This is a genomic window from Amycolatopsis sp. DG1A-15b (assembly GCF_030285645.1).
In the GTDB taxonomy this organism is placed as follows: domain Bacteria; phylum Actinomycetota; class Actinomycetes; order Mycobacteriales; family Pseudonocardiaceae; genus Amycolatopsis.
Genome location: NZ_CP127296.1, coordinates 1845338 through 1862774, shown reverse-complemented (window position 1 = coordinate 1862774; position 17437 = coordinate 1845338). Strand labels below are relative to the sequence as shown.

The following is a 17437-nucleotide window of genomic DNA, read 5'->3' as shown; positions in this document are numbered from 1 at the left end:
GCTCCGAAAACTGTCGGTGCCGAGCGATAGGCTGGAAACGGGGAGCGCCCCCGCGACCGCTGCTGAAGGCCACCGGCGCCCGGTTCGAGCCGCCGCCGGATCCCCGCGGTCACGAATCCAGGACCCCGGCCGGGGCCTTCTCGAGGGCTCGGCAAACCTGGTAGTCCGGCAAGATTCCGGCGTTCATCGCCTCCGCCAGGGTCGGTGCGGCCCGGTCGCGTTCGGACATGATGAGCGGCCCGTCCGGGATCGGCAGGCCGAGCGCCGCGTCGAGGACGGCCAGGCCCAGCTCCTGCTCGGGGGCGTAGCTTTCCGAGAGCAGGTAGGTCATCACACTGTCGTCCTCCAGCGAGAAGAACGCGTGCCCCACCCCCAACGGCAGGTAGACCGACCGGCAGTCCTCCGGTCCCAGCACGACCGAGTCCCAGCGGCGGAAGGTCGGCGACCCCACCCGCAGGTCGACCACGAAGTCGAGGATGGCGCCCTTCGGGCAGTACACGTATTTCGTGCAGCCGGGCGGGGTCGTGGTGAAGTGGACGCCCCGGATCACCCCCTGCCGCGAGCAGCTGTAGCTGGTTTGGGCCACCGACGCCAGCGGCACGCCGACCGCCTCGACGAAGGCCGGCCGCTGGTACGGCGAGACGAAGAACCCCCGGTCATCGGGGAACTTCCGCGCCGTGAACTCGATCGCGCCCTCCACGGCCAGCTCACGCGACCACATTGCGTTCCTCCATAACGACGTGACGACATGACGACCTGACGAGCCCGCGCTCGGTCAGTACGGCAGGCTGCGCAGGCAGGCGAGCAGGCTGCGCGCCTCGATGTTGACGTAGTGGCCGTGCCGCAGCAGTTCGGTGAGCTGCCAGTCGGCCACCCAGCAGTAGTCCGGCGAAGGTTCGGTCCCGAACTCCTCGCCGACCTCCACGACGCGGTACCGCGTGAGGGCGTGGAAGAACCGGCCGCCCTCCTCGGACAGGACCGCGGAAAAGCGCGTCCGGCCCAGCCTCCCGCGCGCCACCTCCCGGACGAGGGGGTCCTCGATCCCGCCGGCGTCCTCGCCCGGCGACAGCTGGATGGTGGGCCCGATCTCCACCAGGTCGAGCAAGCCGATCTCGGGACGCGCCTGGACGAGCACGTGCCGCACGCCGTCGATCAGCTTCGTGACGAACACGGCGAGCCCCTGGCCGCGCGGCTCCAGCAACGGTTGCGTCCACCGGGTCACCTCCCGGTTCCCCGCCGTGACCCGCACCCCGGTGATCCGGAACTGCCGCCGCTCGTCGTCCACGATCTCGCCGCCCGTGACGGCCCAGCCGCCGACCTCCGCCAGCGGGACCAGCCGGGCGTGCCAGTCACAGCGCGTCTTCGCCTCGGTGAACCAGCTGAGGATGTCCGCGGTGGGGTGCCGGGCGGTACCCGGCGCGCCGGCGGTGCCGGCCGGGGGCAGGCAGGCCAGCACCGTGCGCGCGTCCATGTTGACCAGGTTGTCGATCCGCAGCAGCCGGTGCACCAGCGGCAGCGGCAGCCACCGGAAGTCGGGCGCGACCGGCACTTCGCCGCCGACCTTGACGACCAGGTTGCGGTTGCGCTTGCGCCAGAACCAGGCGCCCTGCTCGGACTGCAGCACGTCGACCAGGACCTCGCCGCGAGCGAGCCCGGTGAAGTACTCCAGATAGCGGGTCTGCGCGCCGCGGTGGACCTGCGTGTAGTTGCTCCTGGTCGCCTGCACGGTCGGCGACAGCTGGAGCACGTTCACGTTGCCCGGCTCCATCTTCGCCTGCATCAGGCAGTGCGGGACGCCGTCGATCTCCTTGACCAGGATGCCGAGCACGCCGATCTCATGCTGGTGGATGACCGGCTGGGACCGTTCGACGACCCCGCCGAACCGGACCTGCAGCCCCTCGACGGTGAAGAACCGGCCGCTTTCGTGCCCGAGGTTTCCGGTCCCCGGGTCGAAGTGCCACGCGTCCAGCTCGGTGAGCGGGACCCGATCCACCTCGAACCGGCCGGCCCGGTGCCGCTCCGCCCACCACCGCTCGAAGTCCTCGAGGGTGGACAGCACGGCGTCCGGGCCGCCGCTCGTCGTTCCCGGCAGCGGAATCCGCCGGGACACCTGGGGCGGCGCGGTGATGGCTCGCTCGGTCACCGGGCACCTCCTTTCCCTTGCGAGGCGCCCGGACGCGGGGAACGGGCGCCTCGTTCGTCAGAGCCGCGCCAGGACATCGAGCAACACGGCGATGAACTTGTCCTGGTCCTCGGGCGCCAAGGAGGCGTACATCGGCAACGAGAAGATCTCGCCGGCCAGCTTCTCGGTGACCGGCAGCGCACCCTTCCCGTAGCCGAGGTGGGCGAAGCCGCGCTGGGTGTGCACGGGCCAGGGGTAGCTGACGTTCAGGGCCACGTCGTGTTCCTTCAGCGCGGCCAGCACGTCGTCGCGCCGGGGGTGGCGCACCACGTAGACGTAGTACACGTGCTCGTTGCCCTCGGCGACCGCCGGCAGCACCAGGCCGGAGCCGTCGAGCGCCTCGGCGTACCGGGCCGCGATCTCCCGCCGCCGGGCGAGGTAGCCGTCGAGCCGCTTCAGCTTCCGGCGCAGGATCTCGGCCTGCACCTCGTCGAGCCTGCTGTTGTACCCGGGCGTCTCGACGACGTGGTAGACGTCCTCCATGCCGTAGTAGCGCAGCCTTCGCAGGTCGGCGTCGACCTGCGCGTCGGCGGTGATGACGGCGCCGCCGTCCCCGTAGGCACCGAGCACCTTCGTGGGGTAGAAGGAAAACGCGGCCGCCTTGCCCATCGACCCGGCCATCCGGCCGTGGTGCCGGGCGCCGTGGGACTGCGCGCAGTCCTCGAGGATCGGCAGGCCGTGGCGCGCCGCGATCGCTTCCAGCGGAGCCATGTCGACGCACTGGCCGTACAGGTGCACCGGCAGGAGGCACTTCGTGCGCTCGGTGATGGCCGACTCGATCTGGCCGACGTCCATGAGGTAGTCCTCCTCGCGGACGTCCACGAACACCGGTGTCGCCCCCACCGCGTCGATCGCGACCACGGTCGGCGCGGCCGTGTTCGACACCGTGATCACCTCGTCGCCCGCGCCCACGCCGAGGGCGCGCAGGGCGAGGACGATCGCGTTGGTGCCGTTGTCGACCCCCACGCCGTGCGGCACGCCGTGGTAGCCGGCGAACTCCTGCTCGAACCCCTCGACACTCGGGCCGAGCACGAGCCGGCCCGAACGGAAGACGGAGTCGACCGCGTCGAGGATGTCGTCGCGTTCGTCCTCGTACTCCCGGACATATCCCCACACGAATTGCGTCATGGTCGCGTCCCACCTCCACGGTGCGTCGGGTTCGGGTTTTCGGCTGTGCGGATGCGGTCTTCAGGCAACGTGCACCTCGGGGACGTAGAGGATCCACTTGCCCCCGGCCTCGCGGAACTGCTGCTCCTTCGCCATGATTTCTTCGGCGTGGTTCCAGGCGAGCAGGAGCGCGTAGTCCGGGTACGGGTCGGCGAACTCCGCGGGCGGCCGCACCGGAATGTGCGAGCCCGGCGTCAGCCGGCCCTGCTTGGTGGGGCTGGTGTCGCTGACGAAGGCGAGCAGCTCGGGCCCGATCCCGCAGTGGTTCAGCACCGTGGCGCTCTTCGCCGTGGCGCCGTAGCCGACGACGCGCTTGCCCTCGTCGCGCAGCTTTTCGAGCAGGCCCACCAGATCGTCGCAGTTCTGCCGGACGTTGTCACCGAACCGCCGGAGCGTTTCGAAGTCCGCCAGCTTCCGTTCCTGCTCCTCGGCCCGCAGCCGCGCGACGGCCGGGGTCGGCGTCCGGGTGCCGGGCAGCGCGAGGGTGTAGCGCACCTCGCCGCCGTGCACCGGCAGCCGCTCGGCGTCCACCAGCTCGAGCCCGTGGTGCTCGGCCATCGCCTGCACGGACTGCACGGTGAAGAAGAAGAAATGCTCGTCGTAGATCTGGTCGAACGACGTGCGCTCGACGATGTCGGCGAAGTACGGGTCCTCGAACACGAACACCCCGCCCGGCGCGAGCAAGGTGGTGACGCCGCGCAGGATCGACGACATGTACGGGATGTGGCACAGGGTGTTCGCCGCGTAGATGACGTCGGCCCGGCCCTCGGTGGCGACGATGTCCTTCGCCGTCGACTCCTCGAAGAAGTCGTTGCGGACGTTGATCCCCTTCGCCGCGGCCAGCTTGGCCACGCCGCCGGACGGCTCCACGCCGAGATGCCGGATCCCGGCTTCGGCCAGTGCTTTCAGCATGACGCCGTCGTTGCACCCGAGCTCGACCACGAACGGGTCCGCTCCGGTGAGCTCGGTGGTGCGGAAGCGCTCGGCCAGCTTGCCGAAGTGCTCGCGCATGAAGGTCGAACCGGAGGACAGGTAGGGGTAGTCCTCGTGGAACATCTTGTCCCGCGGCACCTCCGCCATGAGCTGCACCATCGAGCACGACTCGCAGATCCCGGTCGCGAGCCGGAAGAAGAACTCGTCGCCGGTGGCGGCGGGATCGACGAACGCGTCGGACAGCGGCTGGCGCCCGAAGTCGAAGAACTCGTGGACGGTGCCGTCGCAGATACGGCACTGGGACGTGGCCGACATTTCTTTCTCCTTGCCCTCGAACCCGGACGGTGCGGAATGCGGGTGTGGCGCAGTACGGAAGACAACCGATTCTGCGGCAATCTTCCACGAAGTCCACCCGGGATTCAACAAGCGGCAATTGCCATCCGCGACGCCGGTCGCGAGTGATTGTCCGCGACTCGGCGGCGGTGCTACCTTCGCAGCAAATCACCCTGTGCGGCCGGCGGCGGGCGTTGCCTGTCCCGCCGGCGGGACGCACCAGGATCCGGATCGGCGACCAGAAAGGTGGTCCGAGCTGTGTTGTTGCAGAAGGACGAGGTGACCAGGACACTCATCGAGACGGCCAGGATGATTTACGAGGAGCAGGCCGACGACGGAAAGGCCCCGGACTCGATCCGGGATCTCGACTCTTTCAACCTGGTCCAGATCGTGCTGGAACTGGAGAACATCTACAACGTCAAGCTGTTCGAAGACCTGCAGCCCTACCGATCCGGCGAAGGCTACCGGAACGGTGATTTCGCGGAATTCGCGGAAATCATCGTCACCATCGCCGCGAAACAGGATTCCACCGAGGGCGCCGGCGCCGGCGCGACGGAAAACTGAAGGCGTGGGGGAAGCCGTGACGGAGGGTGTCTCGCGGCCGCTGGTCGTCGTGCTCGGCGCCTCGGGCCTGCTGGGAACGGCGGTGACCAGGGAACTGGCCGCCCGCCCGGTGCGGGTGCGGGCCGTGGCCCGGCGGCCCGCCACCGTGCCACCCGACCCCGTGGCCGAGGTCGAGGTGTGCACCGCCGACCTGACCGACCCGGGCGAGCTCGCCCGGGTCGTCGCCGGAGCGGACGCGGTGGTGCACCTGGTCGCCTACATCACCGGCGCCCGGACCTGGCGGGCGGCCGACGAAGGCGACGCCGCGGAGCGGGTGAACACCGGCCTGGTGCGCGACCTGATCGGCGTGTTCCGGCAGCACCGCCCCGCCCGGCCGCCGGTGGTGGTCTTCGCCGGCTCGACCTCGCAGGTGGGCACCGGCGGGGCGGGCACACTGGACGGCACCGAGCAGGACGTGCCGCAGACCGCGTACGACCGCCAGAAAGCCGCTGCCGAGCTCGCGCTCGAAGCCGCCACGGCGGCGGGTGTCGTGCGCGCCACCACCCTCCGGCTGCCCACCCTGGTGAGCCGGGGAACGGACGACCCGTCCCTCGACCGCGGGGTGGCGGCCACCATGATGCGGCGGGCACTCGCCGGCGAACCGCTCTCGCTCTGGTACGGCGGGACGGCCCGGCGGGATCTGGTCTGCGTCGACGACGCCGCGCGCGCGTTCGTGGCGGCGCTGGACCACGCGGACCGGCTCGCCGGGCGGCACTGGCTCCTCGGCAGCGGGGCCGGGACCAGCATCGCCGAGCTGTTCGGCCTCGTCGCCCGCGTGGCCGCCGAGCACACCGGAAAGCCACCGGTGGAGATCACCCCGGTCGGCGCGCCCGGCGGCGCGGTCCCGACCGACGCGGTGGACTTCGTCGGCGACCCCGCTCCCTTCCACGACATCACCGGCTGGTCGGCCCGCGTGCCGTTGCGCGCGGCGCTGGAAGACCTGGCCGCCGCGCTGACCCGCGATGCCTCCGCGCCACGGCCCTGACCGGCGGCACCGGAGGTTCCGAGCCCGGCCCGCCCGGGTCGTCCAGAGAGGAAAGCCATGCGCGTCCTGTTCGTCTCCTATGCGGAGAAAACCCACTTCCTCGGCATGGTGCCGCTCGCGTGGGCGCTGCGCACGGCCGGCCACGAGGTCCGCGTCGCCAGCCAGCCCAAGCTGGCCGGCGTGATCACCCAGGCCGGCCTCACCGCGGTGCCGGTCGGCACCGACCACAACCTCTGGACGGCGGCGAACCGGTTCCTGACGAAGCGGTTCGCCGAGCTGGACCCGGCGGGCTACGAACGCATCCGCCGCGGGGTGTTCCCGCCGTTCGACATGCCGGACGACCCGGCCGAGGTCACCTGGGAGTACCTGGCCGGCGCCAACCCCGAGATCGTCAAGGCGGCCAGGAACGCCAACCACTCGATGGTCGGCGAGCTGGTGGACTACGCCCGGTTCTGGCAGCCGGACCTGATCCTGTGGGAGCAGGCCAGCTTCGCCGGCTCGATCGCGGCGAAGGCGTGCGGGGCGGCGCACGGCCGGTTCCTGTGGGGGCTGGACTTCTACGGCCGCTGGCGCACCCGGTACGTGCGGGAACGGGCCGCGCGCCCGGACGAGCGCGGCGACGACCCGCTGGCCGCCTGGCTCGGCGACGAGGCCACGAAGGTCGGGGCCGAGTTCTCCGAGGACATGACCACGGGTCAGTTCTCCGTCGAGCAGCTCCCGCCGTCCCAGCGCGTGGAAACCGGCCTGCATTCGGTGTCCGTCCGCTACATCCCCTACGGCGGTCCCGCCGTCGTCCCGTCCTGGCTGTGGGAGCCGCCCACCCGGCCGAGGGTCGCCATCACGCTCGGCCTGACCTCGTCGGAGAGCTTCGGCGGCTACATGGTCGACGTCCAGTCCATTTTGGACTCGCTGGCCGACCTGGACGCCGAGGTCGTGGCCACCATCGCCGAAAGCGAGCAGCACAAGCTGACCCGCGTCCCGGACAACGCACGGGTGGTCGCCTACGCCCCGCTGCACGTGCTCGCCCCGACGTGCTCGGTTATCGTGCACCACGCCGGCGCCGGCACCATGGCCACCGCCACCGTTTCCGGCGTGCCGCAGCTGATCCTGCCGGACCAGGCGGACGGGTGGTACACCGCGCGCCGGCTCGCCGAGCTGGGTGGGGGCCTGTGCACGGAGCCCTCCGACGCCACCGGGCCCACGGTCCGCGAGGCGGTCGGCACCCTGCTGGCGGAACCGTCCTACCGGGACGGCGTCGGACGGCTGCGCGCGGAGATCCTCGGGATGCCCGCCCCCGGCGACATCGTCGGCGAGCTGGCCGAGCTCGCCGAAAAGTACCGCGGCTGACCGCGGTCCCGCTCACCGACCTCGAAGGACGGAACCCGTGCGCGTGCTCTTCGTGACCTACCCCGAGAAGATCATGTTCCTGGGCATGGTCCCGCTGGCCTGGGCCCTGCGCGCCGCGGGCCACGAGGTGCGGGTGGCCAGCCAGCCCGGGCTGAACGACGTCGTCACCGAGGCCGGGCTGACGGCGGTCCCGGTCGGCCGGGACCACGGCCTGTACCGCGTGCTCGGCATCGAGCCCGAGAAGCTCGCGGCCGCCCGTGCCGGGTTTCCGAAGCCCTACGACGTGGTCGACGTGCCCCGGAAACGGATCTGGACCTACCTGAACAAGGGGTACGACTTCGCCGTCACCTGGTGGCACAAGATGGAGAACGTGCCGATGATCAACCCGCTGGTGAAGTTCGCCCGGCACTGGCAGCCGGACCTGATCCTGTGGGAACCCACCAGCTTCGCGGGAGCGATCGCGGCCAAGGCCACCGGTGCCGCGCACGGCCGGATCAGCTGGGGGCTCGACGTCTTCGGCATGGCCCGGCACCACTTCCTCGAGGTGATGAACCGGCAGCCGGCGGAGCGGCGCGACGATCCGATGGCGAACTGGCTCGGTGGCCAGGCCGAGCGGTTCGGTGCGGAGTTCTCCGAGGACATGATCACCGGCCAGTTCACCATCGAGCAGATCCCGGCGTCCCTGCGGATGCCGGCGCCCGGGATCCGCTACCTGGACCTGCGTTACGTCCCGTACGGCGGGCGGGCGACCGTACCGGACTGGCTGCGGCGACCGCCCGAGCGGCCCCGCGTGCTGCTCACCCTCGGGCTGAGCGCCGTCGAACGCTTCAACGGCTACACCGTGGACCTGAAGCAGATCCTCGGCTCACTGTCCGAACTGGACATCGAAATCGTCGCCACCATCGCGGACCGGGTGCGGGACGAGCTGGGCACGCTGCCGGACAACGTCCGGGCGGTCTCGTTCGTGCCGCTGCACGCGCTGCTCCCGACCTGCTCGGCGGTGATCAACCACGCCGGGTTCGGCACGCTGTGCACCACCGCGCTGAACGCGGTGCCCCAGCTGGCGCTCCCGGTCCACTTCGACGAACCACGGCTGGCCGCCTCGCTCGCCGGCCAGGGAGCCGGGCTGACGATCCATTCGAACGAGGCGACCGGGGACCTGGTCCGCGATCACCTCGTCCGGCTGCTGGCCGAACCCGCCTTCCGCGAGGGCAGCGTCCGGCTGCGCGACGAAATGCTGGCCATGCCCGCCCCGAGCGACTTCGTCGGCGAGCTGGAAGACCTGGTGTCCGAGCACCGCGCCCGGACCTGAGCGGCGGAGGAGAAAGCGACGATGACCACCGGTAGCCAGGGAACCGGACCGCTGCCGGACGTCCGGCTCGGCGTGTCCCGCGGGCTCACCTACGGGATCCACACCGGGCCGGAGGTGTTCATGCCGGTCGTGCGGGAGCTGGGGGCCCGCACCATCCGCATGTACCTGTACTGGTCCCAGATCGAGCCGGAGCCGGGCGAGTTCACCTGGGAAGCCGTCGACGCGATGCTGGACCAGATGACGGACTCCGACGAGCTCTGGGTCACCGTGTACTCCACGTCGACCTGGGCGACGCGGCACCCGAACCCCACCCTGCCCGCCTCCCCCGCCCTGGACCTGGCCCAGTACCGGCGGTTCGTGCGTGAGCTGGTCACGCGGTGCCGCGGCAAGGTCCGGATGTGGCAGTGCGACAACGAGCCGTGCGTGGACTTCCTCTGGACCGGCTCCCCCGAGGACTACCTCGGTCACCTCGAGGTCTTCTCGCAGGTGGTGCGGGAGGTCGACCCGCAGGCGCTGGTGGTCGTCGGCGGCGCTCCGCCGGACGCGCTTCCCGTCGAGGGTGAGCAGGTCGACGAGGAGGCCGTCGCCTACGTCGAGAAGATCGTTGCCGGCGGCGGCGCCTGGTTCGACGTGTTCGACGTCCACCCCTACGGCGACCCCTACCTGACCCCGGTGATCGTGGCGGCCGCGCACCGGATGCTGGCGGAGCACGGCCTGGCCAAGCCGGTCGTGCTCGGTGAGTACAACGGTCCCTTCCCGTTCGCGCTCCCCCAGCTCAGGCCGCGCCTGTCGGGTCTGTTGTCGGGCGTCGGGGCGACGGACGAGACGGCCGAGGCGGACGGCACCCTGGAGCAGGAGTGGCGGGCGACGGGCGAGCCCGCGATGGTCGCGCTCTACCGGCGGATGTCCGTCATGCCGCCGTTGCTGCAGATGTTCATGGTCGGCTGTCCCCGGAACTGGAAGAGAAGCGCCACCGCTGGAACTGCCGTGACCTGGTGATGCGCAACCTGCTGGCCCTGTCCGCGGGCGTGCGCCGGACGGCGTGCTGGCAGCTGGGCCCGGACCGGCCCGGTCCGCGGAACCCGTACCAGGTGATGGAGCTGCTGTTCGGCAAGTTCAACCTGGTGGACTACGAGGACGGACGGCTCGGCCGCCGCTACCCGGCCGGCGACACCATGGCGCTGCTGACCGAGCTCCTCGGCGACGTCCGGCAGGTGTCCAGGGTGGACGTTCCCGGCCAGGAAGACCGCTACGTGTTCGAGGTGAGCCGGTCCGGCCGCGGCCCGCTGCTGGTCGCCTGGCACCGGCGTGACGACTTCGACGGCGAAGACGAGCCGCCGATCCCGTTCGACTGCGCATGGACCGCGCCCGACGCGCGGGCGACGGACGCTTTGGGCAAGCCCGTCCCCGTCGAAGTCCGGGCCGGTCGCGTCCATTTTCCGCTGTCGCTGACTCCGGTGTTCGTCGAGTAACCCCCGCACCGCTCCGACGTCGAACCCACCGGAGGTCCGCCTCCGGTGGGTTCGGTCGTTTTGCGGACGCTGGGCCCGCAGCGGTTGACGACCATCCGGTCCGCCCGGAGACACCGAAAGCCCACCGGAGGCTTCCCTCCGGTGGGCTTCGGCCGGCTCGCTCTCACCCCACGGCGGTCTGCTCCGCGTCGTCGGACACCAGCAGCTGGGTGGTCGCCAGCTCGTTGTACAGCGGGTCGTTCTTGATCAGCTCGTGGTGGGTGCCGACCGCGCGCACCCTCCCAGCGTCCAGCACGACGATCCGGTCGGCCTGCACCACAGTGGACAGCCGGTGCGCCACGACGACGACGGTGAGCTCGCGGGCCGCCTCGGCGACCGTCTCGCGCAGCGCCAGCTCGTTGACCGCGTCCAGCTGGGAGGTCACCTCGTCGAGCAGCAGCAGCCGCGGGCGCCGCAGCAGCGCCCGTGCCACCGCGACCCGCTGCCGCTCGCCGCCGGAAAGCGTGTTGCCCCGGTGGCCGACGGCCGTGTCGATACCGTCCGGGAGCTTCGCGACCAGCCGGTCGAGCCGGGTGCGCTGCAGTACCCGCTCGATGTCCGCCTCCTCGGCGTGCGGGACGCCGATCAGCAGGTTCTCGCGCAGCGTGCCGGCGAGCACCGGGGCGTCCTGCTCGACGTAGCCGATCGCCGCCCGCAGCAGGTACAGCGGCCAGTCCCGGACGTCGTGGCCGTCCAGCAGGATCCGGCCGCCGTCCGGTTCGTAAAACCGTTCCAGCAGCGCGAACACCGTGGACTTGCCCGCTCCCGACGGGCCCACCAGCGCGGTGATCCCGCCGGGCGGCACCTCGAAGGTCACCTCCTGGTGCACCAGCGGCTCGGTCCCCGGGTAGCGGAAGGCCACCTCCCGGAAGCTGACCGACGCCGGCTCCTTGTTCGCCGGCCCGCCACCCGCGAAGCCGTTCCCGTTGGCGATCCGGGCCAGCTCCGCCTCGGGTTTCGGCTCGACCTCGAGCTGCTGCACCTCGCGGATCCGCCGCGCGGAAGCCAGTCCCGCGCTGAGGTTCGACGCCGCCTCGAGCAGGGAACCGACCGGTTCCAGGAGGTAGAACAGGTACAGCAGGAAGGCCACCAGCGTGCCGATTTCGATCTGCCCGGTCGCGACGCGGGCGCCGCCGATGCCCAGGACGGCCAGGAACGACACGTGGATCGCCAGCGTGGCGCAGGCGCCGACCAGCCCGTGCAGCCAGGCGAGCCGCACGCCGTACTTCCACGCCGTGGTCGTCGCGTCGACGGCCCTGGCCTCCTCCCGCGGCTCCAGCCCGGCCGCCTTGATCATCCGGAAGGCGCCGAGCGACCGCTCCAGCGTGCTGCTGATCTCGCCGACGGCCGTCTGGACCCGCTCGTTGTACCGCGCGAAGAACGGCACCACCAGTCCGATGAGGATGCCGGCGAAGACCAGCACGCCCAGCGTCACCAGCACCAGGACCGGGTCCATCAGGAACATCATCGTGAGGATGGCGATGAACATCAGCAGGCCCCGGCCCGAGTCCACCAGGGCCTGGCTCGCCACCTCCCGCAGGAGCGTCGTGTCCGCGGTGACCCGGGACATCAGGTCACCGGGCGGGAACTTGGCCGTCTGCGGGATGCGCAGCCACAGGATCCGGCCGACCAGGCGGCGCCGGGAGTCGCGGACCACCGATTCGGCGCTGCGCCCGAGCAGGTACGAGCCGACCGTGCTGATCAGCGCGCCGAGCAGCACGGCTCCGGTCAGGAGGATGATCGGACCGGTCACCGCCTTGCCGTCGGAGAGCGAGTCGATGAGCTGCTTGGTCACCACCGGCTGGACCAGCCCGATCAAGCTCCCGAGGGTGCTGAGCACCCCGCCCGCCACCAGCAGCCCGCGGTAGGGCCGGATGTAGGAGAGCAGGTCCCGCCACGCCGACGGTTCGAACACCGAACCGCCTTCGGTTCCGGTTCCCGCCGCCTTGCTCGTTGTCACCTGGCACCTCCTGGCGTGGGTGTTGCGGACGTGGCTCGGTTCCGGTTCACTCGGCCGCTCCGGCCGCCGGCGGCCCCGCCACGGCCTCGGACAGCAGCCGGGCCGCGGCGCGCACCTCACCGGCCATCGGCCGGTCGGCCGCCAGTGGCGGGGAGAGCTCCGCCAGCGCCGCCCACGGCGCCGCGGTTCCCGCTTCCCGGCCCAGCGACGCGGTCAGCTGGGCGACGCCGACCGCCAGCGAGCCGACGATCAGCCAGGCCAGCTCGGCCGCCTCCGCGACCGCGTTGGCGCCGTTGAGCGCCATCGGCACGTGGTCCTGGTTCCAGCCGTTGGTGGGCAGGCTCGTCAGCGAGGCCGGGTAGACGTGCTGCCTGATCCGGGCGACGAACGACGTCGCACTCAGCTGCACCCCGGCGAGGCCGCAACCCCGGCCGGGGCGCGGGGTGAGCATCGGCGGCAGCCCGCCGTTGGTCGCCGGGTCGCAGAGCATGGCCAGCTGCCGCTCGGCCAGGTAGGCCACCTGGTGCAGCACCAGCCCGGTCTGGTCGGAGCAGAACCCGACCGGCATCGCGTGGAAGTTGCCGCCGTGCAGGACGGATCCGTCGTAGGTGAGCGGGTTGTCGGTGCAGCCTTCGGCCTCGCGCAGCAGCACCTCGCCGGCGAACCGGAGCTGGTCCAGCGCCGCGCCGAGCACCTGCGGGGCGCAGCGCAGGCTGTAGGGCTCCTGCAGCGGCCGGTGCGGGGCGCGCTCCGCACCGGCGGAGAGCTCGCGCCGCACCCAACCGGCCACCTCGGCCTGCCCGTGCTGGCCACGGGCCACCCCGACGCCGGGGTGGTACGGCTCGGGGTTGACCCCGAGCAGCTCCGCCAGGCGGCCGGTCAGCAGCGCCACGGCCCGCACGAGCCGTGAGGTCGAGTCCTGGTTGAGGATCGCGAGGGCGAGGCTGGCCCCGGTGCCGTTGACGAACGCGAGCGCTTCGCGGACCGGCCATTCGACCGGCTCGGCGCCCAGCTCCGCGAGCACCGCCTTGGCCGGCTTCGCCGACCAGCGCCCTTCGCCGTCCCGCACCCAGGCCTCGCCGAAGCCCGCGAAGGCGTGCGCGGCGTAGGCGAGCGGCTGCAGGTCACCACTCGCGCTCACGGTTCCTTCCCGGGGAATCGCCGGGACGAAGCCGCGGTTCCACAGGTCCGCGAGCCGCTGCCAGAAGTCCGGCGAAACGGCCGAGTAGCCCTTGCGCATGCTCTCCAGCCGCAGCCGGACGATCAGCCGGCAGGCCTCCGGCGGCAGCGGCCGGCCCTGGCTGGTGCCGAGGTGGGCGAGCAGGCTGCCGCCCTGCTCCAGTTCGGACTCCGCGAGGTAGCGCACCAAGGGCCCGAACCCCTGGGTGAGGCCGTAGATCGGCTGTCCCGCGGCGAGTGTCTTGTCCACGGTGTCCGAGCTGGCCCGCATCCGGTCGACGTCGGCCTGGTCGCACCCTTCGAGCACCACGCCGGGGTCCGCCCCGCGGACCAGCTCGGCCAGCCGCTGCTGCGCGCTCACCTGTTCGCACCCGTCCCGTCGGTGCGGGCGTGGTCCACGCGCCGGGTCTTGCCGGTGTCCGTGCGGTCGATCCGATCGCGCACGAGCACCTTCCTCGGCAGCACCCCCAGGTGCCGGCGCACCGCCTGGACGTCGATGTCGTGCCCGTTCTCCGGCACGACGTGCAGGTCGAGGTGCTCCCCGGTCAGGTCGTCCGTCACCGGAACGAGCGCCAGGTCCGCACACGGCAGCACGGCGCGCAGGGACCGCTCCAGCTCGTCGAGGTCCAGCCGGCGGCCGTTGACCTTGACGAGGCTGCTCCGCCGTCCCACGAAGGAGAACGCGCGGTCGCCGACCGGCCGCACGAAGTCGTCCATCGTCAGGTCCGCCGGCGGTGGCTCGCCCGGGACGGCGGCCAGCCGCGGGCCGGCGATCCTGAGCGGTACCTCGGCACCGCTCCCGGTGTCCGGTCCGGACACCAGGCTGACGTCGTCGAACAGTTCCCACGGCGGGTTCCCGCCCGCCCACACCCGTTTCGCCACCCCGCCCGTCTCGGTGGACCCGAAGACTTCGGTGACGCTGACCCGGCCGGGGCCCGCCGCGGCGAGGAAGCCGCCGGCGGCGGCGGGCAGTGTCGCCGTGCTGTGCAGGACGGCCAGGTGGTCCAGCGAACGCACCCAGGAGATGTTCCGGCGCAGCAGGGAAAACACCCACGGGATCGCCACCACCGCCCACCGCGGGTGCTGCTCCTCCGGCATCGGCCCGAACAGATCGGGCCGGTACCACACGGGAATCCCCAGCCGGGCCGGCACGAGCACGGTCGCCAGCAGGCCGAAGATGTGCCGTGGCGGGGCGAAGGACAGCACCGCGGCCGGCGTCCGCGGCCGCAGGAGGTCCGCCAGCAGCCCGGCCTCGGCCCACAGCTGGTCGAAGGTCCGCCGCCAGACCCGGCCGGGGCCGGTGGTGCCGGAAGTGCGGAGATCCACCGGATCCGGCAACACCCGCCGCGCGAGTTCCTCGGCGTCGGGTGCGGACCTGTCCCAGCGGACGAGCCACGCCCGGTCCGCGATCCGCGGCGCGGCCAGGTCCGCCGAAAGCAGCTCGGCCGGGGTCAGTTCGGTCCACATACGGGAACTCCTTGACGGAGGGGATGGTTCGGATGCGCGGGACTCGTCGTCCCGCCGGCGGGACGAGGTCCTACGCGCGGCTGCCGGACGACTTCGCGACGTCCATCACGTAGCGACCATACTGGGACTTCGCCATCCTGCGCCCCAGCTCGTGACACTCGTCTGCGGTGATGAAACCCATGCGCAGCGCGATTTCCTCGAGACAGGCAACGCGGACACCCTGGCGGTTTTCCAGCACCTGGACGTACTGCCCCGCCTCGAGCAGCGACTGGTGCGTGCCCGCGTCGAGCCAGGTGAAGCCGCGGCCGAGGGTGGCCATCCGCGCCCGTCCCGCGTCCAGGTAGACCCGGTTGACGTCGGTGATCTCCAGCTCGCCGCGGGCCGAAGGCCGGATGCTCCGGGCGATTTCGACGACGTCCGAGTCGTAGAAGTACAGGCCGGTGACCGCGTTGTTCGACCGTGGCCGCGCCGGCTTCTCCTCGATCGAGAGGAGGTTTCCGCGCTCGTCGACCTCGGCGATCCCGTAGCGGCCGGGGTCGGAAACGGGGTAGCCGAAGAGCGTGCACCCGTCCAGGTTCTTGCGCGTGTCCCGGAGCAGGCTGCCGAAACCGGCGCCGTGGAAGATGTTGTCGCCGAGCACGAGCGCGCAATCGTCCCCGGCCACGTGACCGGCACCGACGAGGAACGCGTCGGCGATCCCGCGTGGCTCGGGCTGCACCGCGTAGCTCACGTCGAGCCCGAGCTGCGTGCCGTCCCCGAACAGGGCGGCCAGCGACGGCAGGCTGTCCGGCGTCGAGATGATCAGGATGTCCTGGATCCCGGCCAGCATCAGCACCGACAGCGGGTAGTACGCCATCGGCTTGTCGTAGACCGGGAGGAGCTGCTTCGACGTGGCCAGGGTGAGCGGGTACAGGCGGGTGCCACTGCCGCCCGCCAAAACGATGCCCTTCATCGGAAATCCATTCGCTCGGAGTTTTCGGCGACGACCTTTTCCAGGTCCGGCACCAGTTCGGCGGGTGCGGGCAGCGCGAGCAGCTCGTCCCGGACCCGCTGCGCACCCTGCCGGAAGGACGGCTCGGAAAGCAGCCTCGCCACCAGCTCACGCACCCGGTCCCCGGTGGCCCCGGCCATCGGCAACGCGAGGCCGGCGCCCCGGTCGGCGATCCGGCCGGCGAACGGCGGTTCGTCGAACCGCTCGGGCACCGACAGCGGGGGCACACCGTAGTACAGCGTCGTGCACAGCGTGCCGAACCCGGCGTGGTGCACGGCCGCCGCGCAGCCCGGCAACAGGGCGTGCAGCGGCACCGAGGGCACCACCGTGGTGTTGGCTGGCACCCGCAGGCGGTTCCGGATTTCCGGCTCACCCACCGTCGCGACCAGCTCGATGTCGAGGTCGGCGAGCGAGTCGACGAGCTCCTGCACGCCGAGGGCGTGTCCCCCGAAGTGTTCGCCCGCGGTCACGCCGAGGGTGAGCGCCACCCTCGGCCGGTCCGGCTCGCGCCGCAACCAGGACGGCACGACCGCCTGGCCGTTGTAGGGCAGGAAACGCATGCGCAAGTAGCGCAGGCCGGCCGTCATCCGCAGGGTGTCGGGCAGCTGGTCGATGGTGAACTGGCCGACGGTCAGGTCCTCGGTGAACCGGCCCCCGTGCTTGCCGATCCTCGCGTCCAGCCATTCGGCGAGCGGATCGGCGCGCTCGCCCGGTGGCCGTTTCTCCAGCAGTTCCCGGTACCGGTCGCGGGTGACGCCGAAGATGTCCATTCCGGACAGGAGCCGGCCGTGCGCCGCACCGCACAGCTTCGCCGCGATGGCGCCTGCGTAGCTGTTGGGCTCCCAGACGACCAGGTCGGGCTTCCACCAGCCGGCGAAGTCCGCCAGCTCGTCGACCATGGTGTTGTTGACGAGCTTGTACCAGGTGCGCACCAGGTTGTCGTACATGGTGTGGAGGTGGTCCCAGTCCAGCCGCTCCGGCGCGTTCTCGGCCAGGTCGAACGGAAGGATCCTGGTGCCGCGCACGGCTTCGTGGGCCGCCGGATCGACTTCGGCGAACCGCTTGCCGAGGAACCGGTTGACGCTCCGCCACAACTGGTGGTCCCGGCCGACGGAGACGGCGGTCAGGCCCGCACCGGTCACGACCGGCGCCAGCTCGGGCTGACTGGCGACGCGGACCTCGTGCCCGGCCGAACGCAGGGCCCAGGCCAGCGGAACCATCGGGTAGAAATGAGACTTCGCCGCATAGGTGACAAAAAGAACCCGCATGGATTTCCTCTCACGGATATGCCCCGTCGGAAAGGCCCCATCCCGGAGACGGTTTCTTTATAGCCCGGCCGCGTGTTCCGTTTCAAGGAAATGCTTGCCCGCTTCGGAAAACGACCGCGGCACTGTCTCGCCGGCGAGACACGGGGAGGGAAGCCACCACGCGTGCGGTACGGCTCTCACGCCGGGACCGCTTTTCGTC

The 17437-nt window shown here is 71.3% G+C and carries 15 protein-coding genes; 6 read left to right on the top strand and 9 right to left on the bottom strand.

Annotated features, from left to right (window positions below; genetic code table 11):
* Positions 1-109: 109 nt before the first annotated feature.
* From QRY02_RS08635 to QRY02_RS08620, 4 genes are read right to left on the bottom strand one after another with little or no spacing between them, the layout of a single operon-like run.
* The gene (locus QRY02_RS08635) at positions 110-721 is read right to left on the bottom strand and encodes a dTDP-4-dehydrorhamnose 3,5-epimerase family protein (RefSeq protein ID WP_285990967.1); all 612 of its coding nucleotides are present in this window, start codon (positions 719-721) and stop codon (positions 110-112) included.
* A 54-nt stretch (positions 722-775) separates the two neighbouring features.
* Positions 776-2143, bottom strand: coding sequence for an NDP-hexose 2,3-dehydratase family protein (locus tag QRY02_RS08630; protein WP_285990966.1), 1368 nt, complete (start codon positions 2141-2143; stop codon positions 776-778).
* Positions 2144-2200: 57 nt separating this feature from the next.
* Entirely contained in the window at positions 2201-3310 is a 1110-nt protein-coding gene (locus QRY02_RS08625) for a DegT/DnrJ/EryC1/StrS family aminotransferase (protein ID WP_285990965.1), read from the bottom strand.
* Between the two features lie 60 nt (positions 3311-3370).
* Positions 3371-4597: a class I SAM-dependent methyltransferase gene (locus QRY02_RS08620; RefSeq protein ID WP_285990964.1), complete on the bottom strand. Its 1227-nt coding sequence runs from the start codon at positions 4595-4597 to the stop codon at positions 3371-3373.
* A 282-nt stretch (positions 4598-4879) separates the two neighbouring features.
* Between QRY02_RS08620 and QRY02_RS08615 the strand changes: the two genes are divergently transcribed.
* From QRY02_RS08615 to QRY02_RS08590, 6 genes are read left to right on the top strand one after another with little or no spacing between them, the layout of a single operon-like run.
* Positions 4880-5179, top strand: coding sequence for a hypothetical protein (locus QRY02_RS08615; RefSeq protein ID WP_285990963.1), 300 nt, complete (start codon positions 4880-4882; stop codon positions 5177-5179).
* A 4-nt stretch (positions 5180-5183) separates the two neighbouring features.
* Positions 5184-6203: an NAD-dependent epimerase/dehydratase family protein gene (locus tag QRY02_RS08610; protein WP_285990962.1), complete on the top strand. Its 1020-nt coding sequence runs from the start codon at positions 5184-5186 to the stop codon at positions 6201-6203.
* 57 nt (positions 6204-6260) lie between these two features.
* Positions 6261-7550, top strand: a complete 1290-nt coding sequence (locus tag QRY02_RS08605) for an activator-dependent family glycosyltransferase (RefSeq protein WP_285990961.1) — start codon at positions 6261-6263, stop codon at positions 7548-7550.
* Between the two features lie 37 nt (positions 7551-7587).
* Positions 7588-8862: an activator-dependent family glycosyltransferase gene (locus QRY02_RS08600; protein WP_285990960.1), complete on the top strand. Its 1275-nt coding sequence runs from the start codon at positions 7588-7590 to the stop codon at positions 8860-8862.
* 21 nt (positions 8863-8883) lie between these two features.
* Entirely contained in the window at positions 8884-9861 is a 978-nt protein-coding gene (locus QRY02_RS08595) for an alpha-amylase family protein (protein ID WP_285990959.1), read from the top strand.
* Positions 9858-10334 carry a hypothetical protein gene (locus QRY02_RS08590; RefSeq protein WP_285990958.1) on the top strand — a complete coding sequence of 159 codons (477 nt, stop codon included), beginning with the start codon at positions 9858-9860 and terminating at the stop codon, positions 10332-10334. The genes QRY02_RS08595 and QRY02_RS08590 overlap by 4 nt, the downstream gene beginning before the upstream one ends.
* Positions 10335-10497: 163 nt before the next feature.
* Here QRY02_RS08590 and QRY02_RS08585 read toward each other — a convergent pair whose 3' ends face one another.
* The 5 genes from QRY02_RS08585 to QRY02_RS08565 form a co-directional block, all read right to left on the bottom strand.
* On the bottom strand, positions 10498-12333 hold the full coding sequence (locus QRY02_RS08585; RefSeq protein ID WP_285990957.1) for an ABC transporter ATP-binding protein: 1836 nt from the start codon (positions 12331-12333) through the stop codon (positions 10498-10500).
* Positions 12334-12379: 46 nt separating this feature from the next.
* Positions 12380-13873 (bottom strand): aromatic amino acid ammonia-lyase, encoded by a 1494-nt coding sequence (locus tag QRY02_RS08580; RefSeq protein WP_285990956.1) that lies wholly within the window; start codon positions 13871-13873, stop codon positions 12380-12382.
* Positions 13870-14979: a class I adenylate-forming enzyme family protein gene (locus tag QRY02_RS08575; RefSeq protein WP_285990955.1), complete on the bottom strand. Its 1110-nt coding sequence runs from the start codon at positions 14977-14979 to the stop codon at positions 13870-13872. The genes QRY02_RS08580 and QRY02_RS08575 overlap by 4 nt, the downstream gene beginning before the upstream one ends.
* A gap of 70 nt (positions 14980-15049) precedes the next feature.
* Positions 15050-15931, bottom strand: a complete 882-nt coding sequence (gene rfbA / locus QRY02_RS08570; protein WP_285990954.1) for a glucose-1-phosphate thymidylyltransferase RfbA — start codon at positions 15929-15931, stop codon at positions 15050-15052.
* The gene (locus QRY02_RS08565; RefSeq protein WP_285990953.1) at positions 15928-17238 is read right to left on the bottom strand and encodes an activator-dependent family glycosyltransferase; all 1311 of its coding nucleotides are present in this window, start codon (positions 17236-17238) and stop codon (positions 15928-15930) included. The genes rfbA and QRY02_RS08565 overlap by 4 nt, the downstream gene beginning before the upstream one ends.
* Between the last annotated feature and the right edge of the window lie 199 nt (positions 17239-17437).

Bases quoted from the DNA above. Each gene is read 5' to 3' on its own strand.
- QRY02_RS08635 (WP_285990967.1), bottom strand. From the start codon at position 721: ATGTGGTCGCGTGAGCTGGCCGTGGAGGGCGCGATCGAGTTCACGGCG.
- QRY02_RS08625 (WP_285990965.1), bottom strand. From the start codon at position 3,310: ATGACGCAATTCGTGTGGGGATATGTCCGGGAGTACGAGGACGAACGC.
- QRY02_RS08620 (WP_285990964.1), bottom strand. From the start codon at position 4,597: ATGTCGGCCACGTCCCAGTGCCGTATCTGCGACGGCACCGTCCACGAG.
- QRY02_RS08605 (WP_285990961.1), top strand. From the start codon at position 6,261: ATGCGCGTCCTGTTCGTCTCCTATGCGGAGAAAACCCACTTCCTCGGC.
- QRY02_RS08595 (WP_285990959.1), top strand. From the start codon at position 8,884: ATGACCACCGGTAGCCAGGGAACCGGACCGCTGCCGGACGTCCGGCTC.
- QRY02_RS08575 (WP_285990955.1), bottom strand. From the start codon at position 14,979: ATGTGGACCGAACTGACCCCGGCCGAGCTGCTTTCGGCGGACCTGGCC.
- rfbA (WP_285990954.1), bottom strand. From the start codon at position 15,931: ATGAAGGGCATCGTTTTGGCGGGCGGCAGTGGCACCCGCCTGTACCCG.
- QRY02_RS08565 (WP_285990953.1), bottom strand. From the start codon at position 17,238: ATGCGGGTTCTTTTTGTCACCTATGCGGCGAAGTCTCATTTCTACCCG.